Below are 16,785 nucleotides of genomic sequence, written 5' to 3' on the forward strand. Positions count from 1 at the left end.
CGATCGTGCGTTCATCTCGCCCTTTCGTCTGGGGGCCCGGCGGGCCGGTGATCACAAAGTATGGCAGGAACTTCCCGCATATCAGCAGGGCTGCCACTGCCTCACGATCTTCCCCATGACGGCCGGGCCTCGGCGGCGGAGAACTTGCGCGAACGCACCGAACCGGTGACGCCTACCGGCTGAGGGGCGTCATCCTGATCGCGTGCCCGAGGCCAGCGCCTTGACCTCCGCGGCCGTCACAGGCTTCCCGCCGACACCCCAGTCGCCGTCCTTGATCTCCTCGACGACGACCACGGTCAGGGGGCGCATGTGCTCCCCCTCGATGGCGACGATCGCGTCGGTCAGCTTCGCCACCATCTCGGCCTTCTGCGTGGCGCTGAACACGCCCTCGATCACCTTCACGTTGACGAGTGGCATGGGGTCCCCCTCCCTCTCGATGCGGTGCACCGACGGCACCTCACGCCGTGAGGGCGACCTGCCCGTGGGGGTCAGGGACAAACTCCGCACCCGGGCGAAGGGCGTCAGCTGCCGGTTCCCAGGAGTTTGCCGAGGAGCGTGCTCAATTGGTGGCGTTCGTCGGGTGTGAGGGGTTGGAAGGTGTCTTCGAGGAAGGCCGGGATCGACGTCTGCGCCTGGCCCAGCCGCCGTCGGCCCAGGTCGGTGAGGGTGACGGCGTAGGAGCGGCGGTCGCGGGGGTTGCGCTCCCTGCGTACGAGGCCCTGCTGTTCGAGGTCGTCGCAGACGCTGACCATGACGCTGCGGTCGATGCGCAGCTCTTCGCTGAGCGTCTGCTGGGAGCACGGGCCGACGGCGTCGAGCATCTGGAGCACGAGCTGCTGGCCGACGCCGAGCCCTTCCTCCCCGGCGTGGGCGTCCGCGGCGCGGGCCACGGCGGCCGAGGCCCGGCACAGCGCGATGTCCAGCCGCTCGGCCGCCAGTCGCGGGAAGTACGTCGCCCGCGTGCGGCCGGGGTTCTTGGTCGTGGGGGCCATCGATCTCCTTTTCGCTCCGGTCAGGAGCCTACACCGCATTCATCTGACCACCAATCGTTTGACAGCAGATGATTTGCAGGCATACGTTCCCGGTCGAACGACGTCCCGCACCCGTTCCCGCCGTCTGACAAGGAGATCCGTCGTGACGCTGAACCTCACCCCTGACGAACTGCTGAGCACCACCCGCGCCGTGCGCAAGCGCCTGGACTTCACCCGGCCGGTTCCTCGCGAGCTGATCGAGCAGTGCGTGGACCTGGCCGTTCAGGCGCCCACCGGGCGTAACCGGCAGCGCTGGCACTTCATGGTCGTGACCGAGGCCGGGCAGCGCCGGGCCGTGGCCGACATCTTCCGGCGCGCGCTGGCCGTGGCCGCGGGGCAGCCGTTGAGCGAGCGTGACCTGTGGCGCATGAGCTACCACGCCGGCTCCACCGAGCGGGTCTTCGACGGCCTGCGACATCTGGCCGCCAACGTTCACCGGGTGCCGGCGTTCGTCATCCCCGGCGTGGAGGGCCGCACCGACCGCCGGCCGGTGGCCGAGCAGGCGGGCACGTGGGGGTCGATCCTGCCCGCGGTGTGGAGCTTCATGCTGGCCGCGCGGGCGCGCGGCCTCGGCACCGTGTGGACGACCGCGCAGGCGCCGCTCGAACGGGAGCTGGCCGGGGTGCTCGGTGTGCCGTACGAGGAGGTCATGCTGGCGGCGTTCATCCCGCTGGCCTTCACGCTCGGCACCGACTTCAGGCCCGCTCCTCGCATTCCCCGCGAGCAGGTGCTGCACTGGGACCGGTGGTGAGCCGGACGAGCGAGGCCGTAGCGCCCTGGCGGAAGGCGAGGGCGGCGGCCAGACAGGCGACGGGGATGGCGGGCAGCACGTACCGGTGGTCGAAGTCCAGAACCGCGACCGGGCCGACCAGCAGGCCCATCGCCGCGGCCCACGGCAGCAGCGCCACGCGGGGACGCCGGACCGCGGCGCCCGCGCCCAACTGGAGGATCAGGCCCAGGAACGGGCCCCGCAGGTAGGCGGCGTACTGGTAGGCGATGAGGAAGTCCGCGTACGGGGACACCGACGACAGGCCGCGGATGTCCGGGTCGTACTCCCGCTCGACCTTGTCGATCAGTGGCTGGTCGGGCAGCTCCCAGTGCCCGGCGGCGAAGCCGAACGCCGGGGTGGTGCGAGCGGGGTGCGGGACGGGCGTCCAGGAGAAGGCGATGGCGGTGTCGCGTACGACGTCGCGCAGATGGTCCAGCGGCTGGGCCAGGATCGCCTCGACGGCGAACGAGCGGGCCAGGTCGTTGTGCGTGAAGCGGTCGCCGGGCAGCAGGTTGAGCGAGGCTCCGGGGGCCCACATGTACTCGGAGGCCGCGTCCTCCTTCGTCCCGTGGGGCACAGGTGTCCGGACCCATCAGAATGTTTCCCCCCGATCTGGAAAGTTTCCTTGATCTACGATGTAAAGGTAGTCATGCAGGTGATCACGCAGACGACCGTGAGATCCGCAGCACGGTCCGATCGACGACCGGCACCCGGTTCAGGTCCTTGAAGGACGGAAGGCCCGGCCGGACGTCCGCGCGTCCCGGCCGGGCCCGCCTGACCGCCCATCCGCACAGGCTCGGCCGCCACGCGAGCACGGTCGCCGCCATGACGTACGAGGTGAGGGGGAGATCAGCGCTCGGAGGCGGTTGCTAGCACTCGCCGCCCCAGTACATGTTCCTGATCACCCCGCCCACCGCCCCGTCGCGCAGGTCGAGTGCGGAGCCGCCGTCGGGCCGGTAGTGCAGGCACTTCGAGTACCAGGTCGAAGCGCCCTGGAAGCGCCACTGGAAGCGCACGTGGTCGGCGCCCGGGTAGGGGTTTCCGTTGTTGACGATCACCCAGAACGTCTTCCCGTCCGGGACCACCCCAGGGGTCTGGTACTTCAAGTAGCTCGGGATGGGGTCGCCGCCGTAGAGGCAGACGTTGCCCGAGTTGCAGCCGTTCCAGGCGCTGCCCGCAGCCGCCGGGGACGCGGCGACCAGGGACAGGACGGTCGCGGAGGCGAGTGCCGCCGCTCCGGTCCGAAGGAGCACTTTGGTCATGTCGGTTCCTTTCACGAGGGGCTCATCCACGCGGTGAAGCCCGTCCGTACCGGTGGTCGGAGTCAGTTCATCCCGCCGGACCCGGGATCGTCACCCCGTTCCGGCCTGAGCGGGAACACGCAGGTCAAGGCCACCGTCGAACGCGATCACGAGCAAGGGCATCGTGCGGATCGTCCTCACCGGAGAGGACCTGGCCCGCGTACGCATCGCCGGCCCGGCGGACGCGAGGTGCTGAGCCTGCACATACTGCGGCGTCCAGGCGGTGGCCGTTGACGTGCGTGTTCCCGCCATGGCCGGAACAAGGTGACGCCCCTGGGGTCGGCAGTGCCGTCGCAGCACCGGTCGGCGCGAGCGCCCCTTGACCTTCACGTGCAAGTACACCGGCGGCAACGTCCGCAGCGAGCAGCGGAGACGGCGGAATCGGTCAATGCCGCCGGCGCTTGCAGGGGGATCAGCAGTTCAGGCCGCTGACGATGCCCAGCTGGGGTGTCGGGTTGATGACCGCGCAGTTGTAGGTGCCCCCCGGGATGGTGATCGAGCCGGGTCCCGACGCTGCCCCCGTGCAGCCGGAACCCAGGATGTGGTAGCCGACGACGTCACCCAGGTAGGTACGGGAGCCGCTGGCGCAGACCCATGAGCTCATCGCATAGGCGGACGACGCGGGCACGGACGCCACGGCCAGGGCGAAGGCCGAGACGATGGCGAGCCGTCTGGCTGATGTGATCACGGACTTCCCTTTCCTTCGAAGGGACGGAGTATCACTTCTGTGCCCCGCGCCCCGTCGCGCGCCACCCGGGGACGATGTCCGATACCGGACGCGATCATGATGACGCGGCCGTTCGCCCGATCGATCGGCGGCTCGACGTGCTCACTCGCCGGTAGGGCCCCCGGCCCGCCCACCGCTGATGAGCGTCAAGGCCGGTGCCTTCACCGGGGCGCCGGCGATGCCGGCGCCGCCGGGCTCGGGGCAGAGTGCCGGTGCTCCGGCCGCCCGGCTACTCGGGAGGGGCGGGCACGGCGTCGGTCCAGCCCGAGTCCGCGATCGCCAAGTAGTCCAGGACCTTGCCGGTGACCTGCCACTTCTCGCTGTCCGGGCCCGGTTCGAGCTGGAGGTCGCGGCGTCCCAGCAGCTTTCCGGTGCGCGGGTCGAAGAGCACCTGGTGCTGGATCGTCCCGCGGCCGTCGGCGCTCTCGAACGGGGCCGCGAGGCCGACCGCGGCGCGTCCGAGCGGGTCCTCGACGGCGCCCAGGCGCTGGACGCCGGGATAGTCGGTGATCAGGCGCATGAGACCGGCTCGTACCTTGGGCGGGACGGGCGTGTCCGCCAGCAGCGCGACGACCTGTTCGAGCACGCTCTTGGGCTCCCGGCACTGCTTGGGCATGCCGGTACGGCCGTCGGCGAGCTCGATCGAGCCCTCGCACAGGAGCTTGCGCAGGCCCTCCGGATCGGTGGGCAGGTTCTGCAGCTTCTGGTAGGTGAAGCGACCGAGGCCGCCGATGTCGAACACGCCGCCGCTCCGGGCGTCCGGGGCGTCCTCCGTCCAGGGGCCGGCCTTGGACGTGATCGTCCTGGTGCGGTCCGACGAGCGGATCTCCCAGCTCGACGGGGAGCCCGCCGCGCGCCAGGCGTCGGCGTCGGCCCTGGTCTGGGGTTCGGCGGGGAAGTCGCGGCCGTAGAAGGACGTGCCGTCGTCACGGCTGCGTCCCGTCCAGCTGAAGAACTCGGCGCGCTCCTCCACGACGTACCCGCCGTTGGCCGCGCGCGAGCGCCGCGAAGGCGGTGCGCTGGTGCGTGTACCAGTAGCGGCCCTGCTGCTGCAGCTCCAGCTGGGTGGCGGCGGCCAGCATCAGGCCGCGGGGCGATGAGCTGTCCGGGCCGGTCGTCACACCCGGGCGGGGTCGTACGGGGTCGCCGCCGGGCATGAGCGTCAGCCCCCCGCCGCCACCATCGTGGCCGCGGACGGGGAAGGCGGGTCGTCGTAGACGCCACGGACGAGATCCATTTCGTTCATTTTCCGGCCTCTCCCTCGTCAAGCAGCGGATTCGTGTCGCCCAGCGCCTTGCGTAACTTCTTGCGGGCCCGGTTGAGCCGGGAGGACACCGTGCCGAAAGGCACGTCCAGGGCCTGGGCCACCTCGTCGTAGCTGAGCCCGGCGAGCGCCACGAGCAGCAGCACGTCCCGCTGCGCGACGGGAAGGGCGGCGATGGCGTCGCGGTGTCCGGGGGAGCGGTCAGGTGTGGTTCATGCATGCAAACGCCTTGCGGTCGTGGGGACGTCGGTCATCTGTTGTTGTCCGAAGCCCGCAGCCGCCTTCCCCGGACCGGCGGTCCTCAGCGGGTGGCCGTGGACCTCACCCCGGCGCGGGCCAGCATCAGCAGCGCGTCCGCGGCCGCCGGAGACAGCGCTGTGCCGTCCCGCACGTCGGCGAGAGGAACCCACGCCGCCGCCTCGGTGGAACCATTGACCTCGGCCACCGTCGGCGGCCCGCCCTTGAGGGTCACCGTGTAGAACAAGGCCGTCAGGCTCCAGCTCACGCCGTTCCTCCGGGCCGGGTACGTCCTCGCGTCGAGAAGGTGGGCCTCGATCAGTTCAAGGCCCGTCTCCTCCAGGAGTTCGCGGGCCAGTGCCTCGACGGGCTGTTCGCCGGGATCGATCCCGCCGCCGGGCAGGTGCCACAGACCTGGCGTGAAGACGGGCGAGGCCTCCGACAACCGAGCCAGCAGCAGCCGATCGTCCTGCACGGCGATCGCGTACGCCGCAACGCGGGTTCTCACCTGATCGTCCACGAACCCCGATCGTAGGGCCCTTCTGCCACGCGCCCCCCGGTACGTCGTGGCGCCGCGGGTTCTAGGGTGGGCGCATGGCCGAACGGCGTCCCTTGATCGTGCGCAGGCTGCGACCGGGACACTGGGTCGCCGTCGACGCGTTCGCGGCCGTCGCCCTGGCCGCCGGGTTCTCGGCGGCGGCGGTGCTGGTGCCGGAGTCCGCCCGGGTGCCGTCGTACGCGGTCGTGCCGGTGGTCGCGCTGGCCTGCCTGCCGCCGGCGTTGCGGCGCCGGTGGCCCGTGCCGGTCTGCGCGCTGGTCCTGGTGGCGGCGGTGCTCGCGCCGCTCGCCGGGTGGGAGGAGGCGTTCGTGCCGTTGGCGGTGGCGCTGCACGCGGTGGCGCTGCTGGAAGCGCGCCGGACGGCGGTGGCGGCGCTGGTGGCCGCGCTTGCGGTGACCGCCGCCGGGGCCGCGGTCGGCTCGCCCTCGTGGGCGGAGGCGGCCTCGGCGTGCGCGTTCGCCTGGCCGGTGCTCGCTCTGGCGTGGACGATCGGGCTCGCCGTACGGGAGCAGCGCGCGTCCGCGGCACAGGCCGTCGCGCGGTCGGCGCAGGCCGCGGCCACGGCGGAACGGCTGCGCATGGCTCGTGACGTGCACGACGTCGTCGCCCACAGCATGGCCCTGATCTCCATGCGGGCCGGCATCGCCAACCACGTCGCCGCCACGCACCCCGAGGAGGCCGGCGAGGCCCTGTCGATCATCGAGGAGACCAGCCGGAAGGCGCTGGCCGACCTGCGCGACCTCCTCGGCCTGCTCCGCGACGCCTCGGGGGATCAAGGCGGCCCGCCGCACCTGCCGGACTCGCTGCGCGAGCTGGTCGCGGCGATCCCGGACGGCGACGTACGGGTGGAGCTCGACGTCGATCCCGGCCTCACGCTCGACGGCGAGGCGGCGCTCGTCGTCCATCGTCTCGTGCAGGAGTCGCTGACCAACGTGCTCAAGCACGCCGGGCCGGGCCGCTGCCGGGTGGCCGTCGGCGTCCGGGCGGCGGGCGGGCTGGTGGTCGAGGTCGTCGACGACGGCCGCGGGGGCGTGCCGCGTCAGGGGGGCCACGGGCTGGCGGGGCTGCGGGAGCGGGTGATCCTGTACGGCGGGACGTTCTCGGCCGGACCCGAGCCCGCGGGCGGCTTCGCCGTCCGGGCGAGGCTGCCGTTGCCCGGCGGCTCCAGGGCGGGCGAGCGATGAGCACGTTGACGGTGCTGGTCGCCGACGACCAGGCGCTGCTGCGCGCCGGGCTGCGCAGGCTGATCGACACCGCCCCCGACCTGGAGACCGTCGGCGAGGCCGGAACAGGGCAGCAGGCCGTGGAGCTGGCCCGCGGCCTGCGTCCCGACCTGGTGCTCATGGACGTCCGCATGCCCGGCCTCGACGGCATCAAGGCCACCGAGCTGATCCGCGCCGACCCGGTGACCGCCGGGACGCGGGTGGTGATGCTGACCACCTTCGATCTCGACGAGTACGTCTACGGGGCGTTGCGGGCCGGAGCCAGCGGCTTCCTGTTGAAGGACACCCGGCCGGGCGACCTGCTGGAGGCGCTGCGCGTGGTGGGGGAGGGGCAGGCGCTGCTGGCCCCGTCGGTCACCACGCGGCTGATCGGGGAGTTCGCCCGGCGTGAGCCCGCCGGGATCCCGGCCCGGCTGGCGGCGGGGCTGACCCGGCTGTCCGGCCGGGAGCGGGAGGTGCTGCTGCTGGTGGCTCGCGGGCTGACCAACCCGCAGATCGCCGAGCGGCTCGGCATCGGGCAGGCGACGGTCAAGACCCATGTCCGCAGCCTGCTGGCCAAGCTCGCCGCGCACGACCGGGCGCAACTCGTCATCGCCGCCTACGAGGGCGGCGTCGTCACGGCCGGCGGGCGGGCGCCGTCAACGGCGGTAGGAGACTTCGGGGAAGGCGGCTGACGGTCCCCGCAGCAACGCCTGCGGACGGCCGCGCAGGGTCTCCTCGAAGAAGGCGAGCGGGTAGGCGCGCTGGAAGGCCAGCGCCCGCGCGGCCGGGATCGTGCCGACGACCTCCTCCAACTGCTCCTTCCCCAGCCCCAGCGGCTCGGCCGACAAGGGGATGAGCAGGACGTCGTCGCCGAAGGAGTTGTGCGCCGCCCCCTTGACGGTCACGTTGAGCCGCCAGCCCCGCAACCCATCCCAGAAGGTGCGCAACGTCGGATTGGTGGCCATGCCGCCCTTGCCGTCGGTGTCGACCACCATGTACGGCCGGTCGAGACCGGACTGCGCGACCTTGCCGAAGACGGCGCCGTCCAGGCCGAGCCCGGCCTTGATCCGCGGGTCGGCGTACATGGCGGAGGAGGTGGCCGCGCCGCCGAGGGAGTGCCCGAACATGCCGATCCGTTCGAGGTCGAAGAGCGGCCTGCCGTTCCGTCCGGGCAGCTTGTCCTCCAGGGCGGGCAGGCTGTCCAGGACGAAACGCACGTCGGCCACCCGGACGTCGACGGCCTTGGCGAAGTCGGTCACCTCGGGGCCCGCCTCCACCCGGCCGCCGGGGAACTCCACCACCGCCGCGTCATAGGGATGATCGACGGTGACCACCGCGTAACCCCGGCTGGCCAGCTCCTCGGCGACGCCGGTCCCGTACGCGCGCGAGGCGTTGGCGCCCGGCGAGTACAGGACGACCGGCAGTCTGCCCAGGCTCGTGTCGGCGGGCGCGCCCTCGTGGCCGTCGGTCCTGTCCAGCAGCACCGAGCCCGGCTCCAGGTCGTTCATCTTCAGGTACCGGTCCGCCGCCGCCTTCGGCATCCAGGGGGCGACCGGGTGGGCCTGTGCGTCCCTGGCCGGGTACCACAGGCTGACCATCAGCTCCCGCTTCCTGCCGGAGCCGTTCCAGGGGTCCGGGCGGGACTGGTCGACCAGGTGGACCGAGACGGTCCCCACCGGATGCGGCCCCGTCGGCTTCGGGATCGTCAGGCGCTGCGGCGGGGTGGAGCCGCATCCGGCCAGGGCGAGGGCCAGGGCGGTGATGATGAGTGCACGTTTCACCCTGCTAACGCTGCCGGTCGGGTACGGTGGGCACCTCTGGCGCGAGGAGGACATCCGGCTCAACCCAGGAGGGTAGAGCTCGCCGGAGATCCCCTTCAGGGATGACCGAATCACCGGGGGCCGCGGACGCAACCGCTACAGATCGCTCAACGCGGACAGAACCCGTCCGATCCAGGCGAACAACCGCAGGACCTGTCGGAAGGGCCAGACCGCCACCCAGAAGACCGGTTCGAGCCACCGGAACGGGCCGAGGAGCCAGGCCAGGACCAGCGCGACCTCGTCCGGGTCCAGCGACCGCGGAACCCGGCCCCCACTGGACGGCCAGGTCGCCCAGCAGCCGGCGCATCCCGCCTTCCGACCGGACGTGCCGCGCCGGACACGCGGGCCGGCGCGCGCACACGTCGGGCAACGAGGTGTCGAGGGGGATCGCCGGCCGCTCGGGCTGGGGCTCGGGCGGCACGGACGCCTCGGACGGGCCTTCTCTGCGGCTGAGCGGATGCAGAGCGTCGTTCATCCGCCCTGATCTGCCAGTGACTCCTGGTGATCCACTGGTGATCACCAGTCGAGCCCGGGTGCCCGCGGGCATGGAGCACTCACTGGAAGGCGACCGACTCGATCCGGAGAGGCCGCGCGAAGTTGATGCGGCGGCCTGGTGACACGACCTCTGCCGGCTCACCGTCGCAGTCCTGGTCGGTGTAGAGCGAGGCGATCCTCTGGCTGCGGTTCCCGGCCGATCGGGCTCGGAACGCTGCGTCGACGGTCACGCAGCCTGCTTCTTCGGGGGCCGGCACCGGCTGTACCTGGCCGGTCTGGTTGAGGCCGGACCACAGGTTCAGAGCATCGGCGGCTCGGGTGGCGGAGGCGCCGGGGGCGGCGCCGGCGAGGAGGGCTCCGGTCGCGAAGGCGGCGGCAGCGAGAGCGGACAGACGCATCAGGGGGATCTCCTTCGGCGGGACGGCGAGACAACAAAATGTTACGCAAAGTAGTTGCTTCATTACAGTGTGATGTCTCTTACCGTCTGGGCCTCTAATGGCATCCGAAGGATTTGACGCATTAGATCACGTACGGCTATAACTAACGCATCATTCCTAGCAGAAGGCATTAGTGATGACGTACCCCCTGGTAGCGCGCACCGCCCATCGCACACTCGACGTCGACGGCGTCCGGGTCTTCTACCGCGAGTCACTGCCCGAACGAGCCGACGCGCCGGTGCTGCTGCTCCTGCACGGCTTCCCGTCGGCCTCGCACCAGTTCCGCCGCCTCATCGACGTGCTGGGCGCCCGCTACCGGGTGATCGCCCCCGACTACCCCGGATTCGGCCACACCGAGGCCCCGGCCGGCTTCACCTACTCCTTCGACCGGCTCGCCGACGTCACCGAGGGCTTCGTCCGGCGGCTCGGCCTGACCCGCTTCGTGATGTACGTCTTCGACTTCGGCGCCCCCGTCGGCTTCCGGCTCGCCGAACGGCACCCCGAGTGGATCGCCGGCCTGGTGGTGCAGAACGGCAACGCCTACACCGAGGGCCTGTCGGACGGAGCCCGCGACTTCGTCGCCCTGCGCCCCGAGACCCCCGGCGCCGAGGACGCCATCCGCGACCTGCTCACCCTGCCCGGCACGCGCGGCCAGTACGAGACCGGCGTCACCGACCCCGAGCTGATCGCCCCCGAGGGCTGGACCCTCGACCAGCACTTCCTCGACCTGCCGGGCCGCAAGGAGGCCCAGGTGGCCCTGGCGTTCGACTACCACTGCAACGTGGAGCGCTACGACCAGTGGCAGGCCTGGCTGCGCAAGCACACCCCGCCCACCCTCATCACCTGGGGTGTCAACGACCCGTTCTTCCCCGAGCCCGGCGCCCGCGCCTACCTGCGCGACCTGCCCGACGCCGAGATCCACCTGCTGGACACCGGCCACTTCGCCCTGGAGGACCACCTGCCCCACATCGCCCCGCTCATCGCCGGCTTCCTGGACCGTGTGTGGGGCTGACCGGGCGGCGTCCCGCGGTGGGGCCGGCGGTGCTGTTCACGGTGGCGTTGACCACGATCACCACCGAGACGCTGCCGATGGGTCTGCTGCCGCAGGGCCAGGCGGCCGGATGGCGCACCGGCTTCGCGGTCCTGAGCGGCCTGTCGGTCCTGCTCATGGTCGCCGCAAGGAGCCTGCTGCCCGGACGGTCCGCGTCCCCCGCCCCCAGCGGGTTGCGGGGAGCACTGCGGCTGCCCTCGGTACGGATCGTCACGGCGGCCACGGCCCTGGTCATGCTGGGGCAGTTCACCCTCCACACCTACCTGGTGCCCTACCTCGGCGACGCCGATCAGAGCGGCACGGCCACCACGGCCGCGCTGTTCGTCTTCGGCGCCGCCGGAATCCTGGCTTACGCGGCCCTGCCGACCCTGCTCCAGACCTTCGCGCTGAAGACGGCGCCGCACGCCGTCCCGGCCGCCTCCACGCTGTTCATCATCGCCTTCAACGTCGGCATCACCGCCGGCTCGGCGCTCGGCGGCCAGACCCTGAGGCACCTGGGCCCGGGGCCGCTGCCGGTCGCGGCCGTGCTCCCGGTCCTGGCCGCCGCGGTCACCGTCGCCGTGGGACTCCGCCGGGCGCGCAGGACACCTCACCTGGCGGTCGTCCGTCCCGGTGCGTGACCGAGGACGGACACGGTCGCCACCGGCGCGCCCTCCACCCTCGGGGGACGGTCGCTCCAGCGGGCTCCCGCCGTCCGGTCAGCGCAGGGTGCGGAAGAACGCCCGGAGGTCGGCGATCAGCAGGTCGGGGGTCTCCAGCGCGGCGAAGTGGCCGCCCCGCTCGAACTCCGTCCAGCGCACCACGTTGTGCGCCTGGTCGGCCAGCGGGCGGACCGAGAAGTCCGTGGGGGAGAGCGCGACCGCGGTCGGCACCGTCCCGCGCGCCTTCGGGGCCCACATGCTGAAGTCGTTGAAGCGTTCGTAGTAGGTGTGGGCCGCCGAGCCCGCGGTGCCGGTGAACCAGTAGATGCTCACGTCGGCGAGGATCCGGTCCCGGTCCACCGCGTCCTCGGGGAGTTCGGCGGCCGGGTCCGTCCAGTCCTTGAACTTCTCCACGATCCAGGCGAGCTGGCCGGCGGGGGAGTCGTGCAGCGCGGCCGCGACCGTCTGCGGGCGCGTGCCCTGGACCTGCATGTACGCGCCCAGCTTCGCCTGCCACTCCTGCATCCCGGCCAGCCGCCCGCGCTCGGCGTCGCTCAGCGAGCCCATGACCGCCGCATCGCCGCCGGGGAACGTGAGCAGGCCGTTGACGTGCACGCCGATGACATCGTCGGGCGCGGCGCGTCCCACCAGCGGGGCGATGAACGCGCCGACGTCCCCGCCCTGCACGCCGTACCGGTCGTGGCCGAGCCTGGACATCAGCTCCGCCATCGCCGCGGCGGTGCGGCCGTCCGTCCAGCCGGTGCCGGGCAGCGGGCCGGAGAAGCCGTAGCCCGGCAGCGACGGGACCACCAGGTGGAAGGCGTCGGCGGCCTCGCCGCCGTGGGCCACCGGGTCGGTGAGCGGGCCGATCAGGTCGAGGAACTCGACGACCGAGCCGGGCCAGCCGTGCAGCAGCAGGAGCGGGACGGCGTCGGGCTCGGCGGAGCGTACGTGCAGGAAGTGCACCTGCGTGCCGTCCACGACGGTGGTGAACTGCGGGTACGCGTTGAGCGCCGCCTCCTGGGCGCGCCAGTCGAAGCCGTCGGCCCAGTACGCGGCCAGCTCCCGCAGGTAGCCGGTCGGCACGCCGCGCTCCCAGCCGGTGCCGGGCACCTCGGGGGCCCAGCGGGTACGGCGCAGCCGTTCGTGCAGGTCGTCGAGGTCGGCCTGCGGGACATCGACGCGGTAGGGCTGGATGTCGTTCGTCATGTCCGTGACGGTATTGGGCATTGGTGTCAGCTTCAGGCACCAATGGCGGCCACAATGGTGCCCATGTTGGAGACCTCCGCCCGGCTGCTGCGCCTGCTGTCACTCCTTCAGGCGCGCACGGACTGGACCGGCGCCGAACTCGCCGACCGGCTGCGCGTCGGCCTGCGCACCGTGCGGCGCGACGTCGAACGGCTGCGCGAACTCGGCTATCCGGTGGACGCCACCCCGGGGGTGGCCGGCGGGTACCGGCTCGGGGTGGGGGCCGCGTTGCCGCCGCTGCTGCTCGACGACGAGGAGGCCGTGGCGGTGGCGATCAGCCTGCGTACGGCCGCGACCGGCAGCGTCGCCGGCCTGGAGGAGGGGGCGGTGCGAGCGCTGGCCAAGCTCCAGCAGCTCCTGCCCTCCCGGTTGCGGCACCGGGTGGAGGCGTTCCGCGCGGCGACCGTCGCGCTGCCCGGGTCGGCCGGTCCGGAGGTCGGCGCCGACCTGCTGGCCGCGATCGCCGCCGCGTGCCGCGACCTGCGCCGGGTGCGGCTGCGCCACCGGGGGCGCGACGGCGTCACCGTACGCGAGGTCGAGCCGCACCGGCTGGTGCACACGCCGCGCCGCTGGTACCTGGTGGCGTGGGATGTGGCCAAGGACGACTGGCGTACCTTCCGGGTCGACCGGATCGAGGAGCCGCTCGGGCCGCCGGGGGCGCGCTTCACGCCGCGCCTGCCGCCGGAGGAGGACGTGGCCGCCCACGTCTCGCACGCCATCACCTCGGCGCCGTACGCGTACCAGGCCCGCGTTCTCTTCCACGCGCCGCTGGAGGCGGTGGCGCCGCGCACGTCACCCGCCGCCGGCCGGCTGGAGCCCGTGGACGCGCGCACCTGCCTCTTCACGGCCGGCTCGAACTCGCTGCACGAGCTGGCGGTGCACGTGGCGGCGAAGGGGTTCGACTTCGAGGTGCTGGAACCGCCGGAGCTGGTCCCGGTGCTCAGCGAGGTCCGCGACCGCCTCGACCGGGCCGTCTCAAGGGGAACCAGCAGATGGAGGTGATCGAGCGCGACCTGCTCGTCGACGGCGCCGGCGCAGGAGCTCGGGACTGACGTTGTCGCGGCCCGATGTGCGGGCGGCGAGGCCGAGGCCGGGTCACGGCTCCAGGGCCTGGCGGGCGCGCAGGGCGCGCAGCTTGTGACGGTTTCCGCAGCGTTCCATCGCGCACCAGCGGCGGGCGCCGGGCCGGGACGTGTCGACGAACACCAGCGGGCAGTTGTCGCCGGCGCACTCGCGGATGCGTCCGGCGAACGGCCCGGACAGCAGCTCGATCGTCTCCCGTGCCAGGGCCGACAGCGCCTGGGTGGCCCGCACCGGCGGCGCCCATCCGGCGGTGATGCCGTCGTCGGCCAGTTCGGGGACCGGCGGCGCCGCGCTCGCGGCCCGGTTGATGGTGGCGACCGCCTCCTTGGGAAGCGGGCGACCGGCCGCCCGGGCGTGGGCCGCGTCCCAGATCGCCTGGCGCAGGGTCTTGGCCGCCGTCAGCTCGCGGGCGGTCACGGTGGCCGTCATGACCACCGCCAGCGGCGGCTGAGCCAGCCATTCGGCCAGGTCGGCGGGCTCGTGGAGGCTCTCGAAGATCGCGTATCGGCCCTCGCCGCCCGTGTGGGCGAAGTCGAGGCAGACGGCGCCGGCGTCGAACCGGAACGACCCGCCCTTGGGGTCGTGCAGGATCCGCCCGGTTGCGTTCAGTCGCATGACACCACTATAACTGGTGTCGCAACGAAACCCCTATAACCGGTTTCAAGATTCGAGGAGAGCGCACATGGGCGTACGGCACATCAACCCCGAGGGGCTCCACCGCAGCCCGGCCTTCAGCCAGGCCGTCGTGGTCGAACAGCCCGCCAAGACCATCTACATCGGCGGGCAGAACGGCGTCGGCGCCGACGGCAAGGTCGTCGGGCCCACGGTCGGCGACCAGGCCAGGCAGATCTTCCGCAACCTGGTGACGATCCTGGAGAGCGAGGGTGCGAGCCTGGCGAACATCGTGCACTGGCGCATCGCCGTGCTCGACGGTCACACCTTCGACGAGGGGGTGGCCGCCTTCCAGGAGGTGTGGAACCGGGCCGACCCGCCGCCCGCCATCACCGTCCACGTCGTGGCCGGCCTGGGCCCCGGGTTCCTCGTGGAGGTCGACGCCGTCGCCGTCGTGTGACGCCCTCGAAGGCGGGCACGGTTCGCCGCCGGGCGCGACTCGGCGGACATTCCCCGCCGCCTCCGCGCCCACTGACGGCCGCACCTCACGAAGCCACGGTCCGCCGGACCGTCAACGAGATCTCGGATCATGACGCACCACCGCCCGTGAGCGGCGTCCGACCGCCCGCCATGGAGTCCGACCTCCGCCTCGGGGCCGAGGGGCTGCAACGGTTGGTCAACGGCCACCTCCTCACCTTCGCCGGGTTCCTGCTGCCGGCCGGCCGACCTCTACGGACGCAGGCGCACGTTCGTCGCCGCCCCGGCGTTCCGGGTCTGCGCCGCGGTCGTCATCGCCGGAGCGGTGGCCGTGCTCGCTCTGCCGAAGACCTCGAAGGAATGCGCCTGACCCGCGTCCGTCGTCGGGCCCTGCTCACACAAGGCCCGTGAGCAGGGCGTCAAGACCCGCCTTCACGACGGACGCCGCACGCCCCCGGTGGGCGATCAGGTTGGCCGCGATCGGCGCGAGCAGGGCGTCGGCGAGGAACCCCGCGTCGGCCTCCGGCTTGATCCGTGCGATCAGCACGACCAGGTGCTGGTGGTACGCCTCGTAGGCGCCGCCGAAACGCGCGAACTCCCCGGCGGTCTCGGCCATCAGCAGCAGGTCGAGCTGGGCGAAGGTGCGATCGGTCAGCGCGTGCAGGAAGGCGCGGACCCGCTCGATCTCCGGCGCCCCGGGCCCCAGAGGGGGAGGGCCGGTCAGGAACGCCTGCTGGAACTCGCGCTCCTTCTCGTCGATGAGCGCGTACGCCAGCCCCGACCTGTCGCCGAACCGCCGGTACAGCGTGCCGATCCCGACGCCCGAGGCGGCCGCGACGTCGGCCATGGCCAGCCCCTTCATGCCCTCGGTGGCGACGATCTCCGCGGCCGCGGCAAGGATCTTCGCTCGGTTCCTGGCGGCATCGGCCCGCTCCTGTGGCACGTGTTCACCTTATCGGGCTGGAAAGCGGAACGCGTTCCGGATACTCTCAATCGGAATCAGTTCCGGATAGTGGAGGACAGATGCTCAACGGCAAGAGCGCACTCGTCACCGGAGGCAGCAGGGGCATCGGCGCGGCCATCGCGCGCAGCCTGGCCGCGGCGGGCGCCGATGTGGCGATCACCTATGCGACGGCGGCGAGCCGGGCGGAGGGCGTGGTCCAGGAGATCGAGGCGCTCGGCCGCCGCGGCCTGGCCATGGCCGCCGAGGCCACCGACGCCGAGGCGCTCCAGGCGGCCGTCGCGCACACCGTCGCCACCTTCGGCCGCCTCGACATCCTGGTGAACAACGCCGGAATCGCGCCCTTCGGCCCGCTGGAGGACGTCTCCCTGGACGAAGTCGACCGCACCCTCGCCATCCACGCCAGAGCCGCCTTCCTCACGTCCCAGGCCGCCGCCCGTCACATGCGGGCCGGTGGACGGATCGTGAACATCGGCAGCAGCCTGGCCGAACGCGTCCCCTACCCCGGCTGGACCCTGTACTCGATGAGCAAGTCCGCACTGATCGGTCTCACCAAGGGCCTCGCCCGTGATCTGGGCCCCCGCGACATCACGGCCAACCTCGTCCATCCCGGCTCCACCGACACCGAGATGAACCCCGCCGACGGCCCCGACGCCGACGCCGAACGCGCCTACACCGCCCTCGGCCGCTACGGCACCCCGGACGACGTCGCCGCCACCGTCCTCCATCTGGCGGGCCCCGCCGGCCGTACCATCACCGGCACGTCCATCACCGTCGACGCCGGGACGACGGCCTGACACCCCGGCACGCGGAGGTCGCGCCGGTGCGGTGTGCCGATGGGGGGAATGGCGGAACCGGCCGCTCGGG

The 16,785-nt window shown here is 72.2% G+C and carries 21 protein-coding genes; 8 read left to right on the plus strand and 13 right to left on the minus strand.

What is annotated here, in order from left to right; all coding sequences use genetic code 11:
- Positions 1 to 189 precede the first annotated feature (189 nt).
- Positions 190 to 417: a tautomerase family protein gene (locus ACWCSU_RS33370; RefSeq protein WP_357701873.1), complete on the minus strand. Its 228-nt coding sequence runs from the start codon at positions 415 to 417 to the stop codon at positions 190 to 192.
- A gap of 104 nt (positions 418 to 521) precedes the next feature.
- A complete protein-coding gene (locus ACWCSU_RS33375) occupies positions 522 to 992 on the minus strand; it encodes a MarR family winged helix-turn-helix transcriptional regulator (RefSeq protein WP_449940293.1) in 471 nt (156 codons plus the stop codon).
- Between the two features lie 142 nt (positions 993 to 1,134).
- On the opposite strand from ACWCSU_RS33375, the gene ACWCSU_RS33380 reads away from it, so the two are divergent.
- Positions 1,135 to 1,782 (plus strand): nitroreductase family protein, encoded by a 648-nt coding sequence (locus tag ACWCSU_RS33380; protein ID WP_449940294.1) that lies wholly within the window; start codon positions 1,135 to 1,137, stop codon positions 1,780 to 1,782.
- Here the strand turns inward: ACWCSU_RS33380 and ACWCSU_RS33385 are convergent.
- The 6 genes from ACWCSU_RS33385 to ACWCSU_RS33410 form a co-directional block, all read right to left on the minus strand.
- Complete coding sequence (locus ACWCSU_RS33385) at positions 1,727 to 2,377, minus strand: hypothetical protein (protein WP_449940296.1); 651 nt, start codon at positions 2,375 to 2,377, stop codon at positions 1,727 to 1,729. The two genes, ACWCSU_RS33380 and ACWCSU_RS33385, sit on opposite strands and share 56 nt — an antisense overlap.
- Before the next feature lie 292 nt (positions 2,378 to 2,669).
- Positions 2,670 to 3,062, minus strand: a complete 393-nt coding sequence (locus tag ACWCSU_RS33390) for a hypothetical protein (protein ID WP_357701881.1) — start codon at positions 3,060 to 3,062, stop codon at positions 2,670 to 2,672.
- A 451-nt stretch (positions 3,063 to 3,513) separates the two neighbouring features.
- The gene (locus ACWCSU_RS33395; protein WP_449940298.1) at positions 3,514 to 3,789 is read right to left on the minus strand and encodes a hypothetical protein; all 276 of its coding nucleotides are present in this window, start codon (positions 3,787 to 3,789) and stop codon (positions 3,514 to 3,516) included.
- A gap of 268 nt (positions 3,790 to 4,057) precedes the next feature.
- Entirely contained in the window at positions 4,058 to 4,801 is a 744-nt protein-coding gene (locus tag ACWCSU_RS33400) for a CU044_5270 family protein (protein WP_449940301.1), read from the minus strand.
- Between the two features lie 269 nt (positions 4,802 to 5,070).
- Positions 5,071 to 5,268 carry a sigma-70 family RNA polymerase sigma factor gene (locus ACWCSU_RS33405; protein WP_449940439.1) on the minus strand — a complete coding sequence of 66 codons (198 nt, stop codon included), beginning with the start codon at positions 5,266 to 5,268 and terminating at the stop codon, positions 5,071 to 5,073.
- 125 nt (positions 5,269 to 5,393) lie between these two features.
- Complete coding sequence (locus tag ACWCSU_RS33410) at positions 5,394 to 5,849, minus strand: NUDIX domain-containing protein (RefSeq protein ID WP_449940303.1); 456 nt, start codon at positions 5,847 to 5,849, stop codon at positions 5,394 to 5,396.
- Positions 5,850 to 5,923: 74 nt separating this feature from the next.
- Here ACWCSU_RS33410 and ACWCSU_RS33415 point away from each other — a divergent pair, with 74 nt between their 5' ends.
- Both ACWCSU_RS33415 and ACWCSU_RS33420 read left to right on the plus strand, forming a co-directional pair.
- Complete coding sequence (locus ACWCSU_RS33415) at positions 5,924 to 7,072, plus strand: sensor histidine kinase (protein WP_449940304.1); 1,149 nt, start codon at positions 5,924 to 5,926, stop codon at positions 7,070 to 7,072.
- Positions 7,069 to 7,785: a response regulator gene (locus tag ACWCSU_RS33420; RefSeq protein WP_449940305.1), complete on the plus strand. Its 717-nt coding sequence runs from the start codon at positions 7,069 to 7,071 to the stop codon at positions 7,783 to 7,785. Before ACWCSU_RS33415 ends, ACWCSU_RS33420 begins: the two co-directional genes overlap by 4 nt.
- Here the strand turns inward: ACWCSU_RS33420 and ACWCSU_RS33425 are convergent.
- Both ACWCSU_RS33425 and ACWCSU_RS33430 read right to left on the minus strand, forming a co-directional pair.
- The gene (locus tag ACWCSU_RS33425) at positions 7,750 to 8,874 is read right to left on the minus strand and encodes an alpha/beta hydrolase family protein (protein ID WP_449940307.1); all 1,125 of its coding nucleotides are present in this window, start codon (positions 8,872 to 8,874) and stop codon (positions 7,750 to 7,752) included. The genes ACWCSU_RS33420 and ACWCSU_RS33425 overlap by 36 nt on opposite strands.
- Positions 8,875 to 9,467: 593 nt before the next feature.
- Positions 9,468 to 9,806, minus strand: coding sequence for a peptidase inhibitor family I36 protein (locus ACWCSU_RS33430; RefSeq protein WP_449940308.1), 339 nt, complete (start codon positions 9,804 to 9,806; stop codon positions 9,468 to 9,470).
- 175 nt (positions 9,807 to 9,981) lie between these two features.
- On the opposite strand from ACWCSU_RS33430, the gene ACWCSU_RS33435 reads away from it, so the two are divergent.
- Positions 9,982 to 10,857 (plus strand): alpha/beta fold hydrolase, encoded by an 876-nt coding sequence (locus ACWCSU_RS33435; protein ID WP_449940309.1) that lies wholly within the window; start codon positions 9,982 to 9,984, stop codon positions 10,855 to 10,857.
- A complete protein-coding gene (locus ACWCSU_RS33440) occupies positions 10,848 to 11,516 on the plus strand; it encodes a hypothetical protein (RefSeq protein WP_449940310.1) in 669 nt (222 codons plus the stop codon). The genes ACWCSU_RS33435 and ACWCSU_RS33440 overlap by 10 nt, the downstream gene beginning before the upstream one ends.
- Before the next feature lie 78 nt (positions 11,517 to 11,594).
- Here ACWCSU_RS33440 and ACWCSU_RS33445 read toward each other — a convergent pair whose 3' ends face one another.
- A complete protein-coding gene (locus ACWCSU_RS33445) occupies positions 11,595 to 12,746 on the minus strand; it encodes an epoxide hydrolase family protein (protein WP_449940311.1) in 1,152 nt (383 codons plus the stop codon).
- Positions 12,747 to 12,809: 63 nt separating this feature from the next.
- Here ACWCSU_RS33445 and ACWCSU_RS33450 point away from each other — a divergent pair, with 63 nt between their 5' ends.
- Positions 12,810 to 13,787 carry a helix-turn-helix transcriptional regulator gene (locus ACWCSU_RS33450; protein ID WP_449940313.1) on the plus strand — a complete coding sequence of 326 codons (978 nt, stop codon included), beginning with the start codon at positions 12,810 to 12,812 and terminating at the stop codon, positions 13,785 to 13,787.
- 93 nt (positions 13,788 to 13,880) lie between these two features.
- Here ACWCSU_RS33450 and ACWCSU_RS33455 read toward each other — a convergent pair whose 3' ends face one another.
- A complete protein-coding gene (locus tag ACWCSU_RS33455) occupies positions 13,881 to 14,483 on the minus strand; it encodes a CGNR zinc finger domain-containing protein (protein ID WP_364093076.1) in 603 nt (200 codons plus the stop codon).
- A 67-nt stretch (positions 14,484 to 14,550) separates the two neighbouring features.
- On the opposite strand from ACWCSU_RS33455, the gene ACWCSU_RS33460 reads away from it, so the two are divergent.
- On the plus strand, positions 14,551 to 14,940 hold the full coding sequence (locus tag ACWCSU_RS33460; RefSeq protein ID WP_364093079.1) for a RidA family protein: 390 nt from the start codon (positions 14,551 to 14,553) through the stop codon (positions 14,938 to 14,940).
- 411 nt (positions 14,941 to 15,351) lie between these two features.
- Here ACWCSU_RS33460 and ACWCSU_RS33465 read toward each other — a convergent pair whose 3' ends face one another.
- Positions 15,352 to 15,900: a TetR/AcrR family transcriptional regulator gene (locus ACWCSU_RS33465; RefSeq protein ID WP_397041590.1), complete on the minus strand. Its 549-nt coding sequence runs from the start codon at positions 15,898 to 15,900 to the stop codon at positions 15,352 to 15,354.
- Between the two features lie 80 nt (positions 15,901 to 15,980).
- On the opposite strand from ACWCSU_RS33465, the gene ACWCSU_RS33470 reads away from it, so the two are divergent.
- Positions 15,981 to 16,715, plus strand: a complete 735-nt coding sequence (locus ACWCSU_RS33470) for an SDR family NAD(P)-dependent oxidoreductase (protein WP_449940318.1) — start codon at positions 15,981 to 15,983, stop codon at positions 16,713 to 16,715.
- The last annotated feature ends 70 nt before the right edge of the window (positions 16,716 to 16,785 follow it).

The sequence above is a fragment of the Nonomuraea sp. NPDC001699 genome, assembly GCF_053596455.1.